Source organism: Hymenobacter sp. AT01-02 (assembly GCF_000961955.2).
GTDB lineage: Bacteria > Bacteroidota > Bacteroidia > Cytophagales > Hymenobacteraceae > Hymenobacter > Hymenobacter mucosus.
Genome location: NZ_JZIR02000144.1, coordinates 1 through 2,322, shown reverse-complemented (window position 1 = coordinate 2,322; position 2,322 = coordinate 1). Strand labels below are relative to the sequence as shown.

General features: G+C 54.4%; 2 protein-coding genes. One reads left to right on the top strand and one right to left on the bottom strand.

The features are described from left to right. Positions 1–42: 42 nt before the first annotated feature. Positions 43–1,839, bottom strand: a complete 1,797-nt coding sequence (locus VI25_RS21280; protein ID WP_236705185.1) for a M1 family metallopeptidase — start codon at positions 1,837–1,839, stop codon at positions 43–45. 50 nt (positions 1,840–1,889) lie between these two features. On the opposite strand from VI25_RS21280, the gene VI25_RS21275 reads away from it, so the two are divergent. Beyond that, entirely contained in the window at positions 1,890–2,252 is a 363-nt protein-coding gene (locus VI25_RS21275) for an EamA family transporter (RefSeq protein ID WP_055562850.1), read from the top strand. The last annotated feature ends 70 nt before the right edge of the window (positions 2,253–2,322 follow it).

Here is a 2,322-nt window from a genome sequence, read left to right as displayed (position 1 = left end):
GTTGCAACAGTGGAGCTTTTCTTTTGCTGGGAGCGAGGATAGTTATTCTACCAGCACCCCGATATAGTAATTCTCAACATCTACTTCCAGATTATCCTTAGTTAGTCCCGGAAGGTTAACGGGCTGAAAAGAGGTAGTCATTGGGAGGGTGTGGTACTCTCCGCCTTTGGTACGCAGGCGAGCCGGCAGGTTAAAATCCGATTCATCAGCAATCCAACGGGCCTGGGGCTGCCCATCACCAGAGAAACGCACTTCCAAGGTAGGTATGCCGGGGTGACGCAGAAACTGATTGAAGACGGGTGTGAGGTCCTGGCCCGTTTGCTGGTTGAAGTAGCTTACTATTTGCTCAGTAGTTACCGTTTGGTGGTAAAAGGTGCGCGAAAGACCTCGCAGCAACTCTCGCCATTTGGCATCATCGGGTACTACGGCGGTACGAATCATATTGAGCATGTTGCTACCCTTATCATACATGTCACCGGAGCCTTCCTTGTTTACTTCATAAGGGCCAATAATGGGTCCATCGTTTTGAATGTTGCGCCGCTGCCCGTGGATGTATTGCTGGCCGGCTTTCTTCCCAAACTGACTTTCGACAAATAGCCCCTCTGAGTAGCAGGTGAAGCCCTCATGCACCCACATATCCGCAATGTCTTTGCTGGTAATGTTGTTGCCAAACCACTCATGCCCACTCTCGTGAATGATGATGAAGTCCCACTTCAGCCCCCACCCCGTTTCTGAACGGTCGCGGCCGAGGTAGCCATTCTGGTACTTATTGCCATAGGCTACCGCGCTTTGGTGTTCCATGCCCAAGTGAGGCGTTTCTACGAGTTTGAATCCATCCTCATAAAAGGGGTAGGGCCCAAACCAGTACTCCATTGATTTGAGCATAGGTTTCACGTTGGCTGTAAACTGCGTTTTCGCTTTAGCCAGGTTTTCGGGTAACACCCAATAGTCGAGGGTTAGGGGGCCTTTCTCACCGGCGTAGGTATCGGCAAAATGGGTATAGTTGCCCACGTTCAGCGCCACATCGTAGTTGTTGATGGGATTGTCGACAAACCAGTCGAAGCGAGTAGCACCGCCCTTTACGGTAGTGGTGCGGCGCAAGCGGCCGTTTGATACGTCGGTGAGGCCCTTGGGAACCGTCACGCTGATGAGCATACTATCCACTTCATCGGCCTGGTGGTCTTTGGTAGGCCACCAGATGCTGGCCCCTACGCCCTGGCAGGCGGTAGCTACCCAAGGCTTACCTTTTGCGTCTTGCGTGAACACGAAGCCACCGTCCCAGGGAGCATGCTTAGCAACGGTAGGCTGGCCCGAATAATACACCGTGAAGGCCGCACGGCTACCTTTCCGAATGGCCTCCGGGAAGGTAACAAACACGGCATTAGCCTCGCGGGTATAGGGTACCGCTTTACCCTGGTATTCTACCTTATCTACCTTCAGGTTGGCAAATAGGTCAAACTGCAGCTTAGTAAAATCCTGAGTGGCAGTGAACTGAAACACGTTGGAGCCACTAATCGACTTTTTGTCGACATCCAGCTTCACATCAAGATGGTAGTAATTGATGTCGTAGCAGGTGCGCAAAGGCGTGAGGTGGCCCCGAAGCGAATCGGCACGGGTAAAGGCTGTTTTGGGCTGCATGAGTTGAGCCGACGACAAATGGGCGAGGCTTAGCAAGCCAGCCAGAAACGGGAGCAGGTAGGAGCGCACAGGCAACACAGTAGGAGTATGCCGTAAAGAACGGAATTCGTCGCGAAGTGCTGCTTCTCCACCGTACATCAGCGCCACCAACCTAGTAGTTTGCAGATGCCTTTTCTTGCGCAACGAAGCGCTGCCTTCCATTCATGGTGGGTAAAACGCCGTAGGTTTGGGCCGTCCTTACTTCTGGCCTTATGTCGAACCAGCCTACTTCCTCACGCACGGCGCTCCTATTGGCCTTTGCAGCAGTCTACCTTATCTGGGGTTCTACCTACCTAGGCATTCGCTTCGCCATTGAATCTATGCCGCCCTTGTTGATGGCGGGGAGCCGCTATACTCTGGCAGGAGCTGTGCTTTACGGGGTTATGCGCCTGCGCGGCGAGCCTGCTCCTACATGGCGAGGCTGGGGCGTGGCCCTACTCATTGGCATCTGCCTGCTGGCCTTCGGCAACGGTGGGGTAACGCTTGGCGAGCAATATATTCCCTCGGGGCTGGCGGCGCTGCTGGTAGCTACGGTACCCATGTTCCTAGCCCTCTTGGCTGGTGGAGCGGAGTAGCCCAGCGCCCTACGCCCGCCGTGGCGCTGGGGCTCTTGTGTGGCCTGCTTGGGGTGTACTTATTGGCCCG

Bases quoted from the DNA above. Each gene is read 5' to 3' on its own strand.
- VI25_RS21280 (WP_236705185.1), bottom strand. From the start codon at position 1,839: ATGGAAGGCAGCGCTTCGTTGCGCAAGAAAAGGCATCTGCAAACTACT.
- VI25_RS21275 (WP_055562850.1), top strand. From the start codon at position 1,890: ATGTCGAACCAGCCTACTTCCTCACGCACGGCGCTCCTATTGGCCTTT.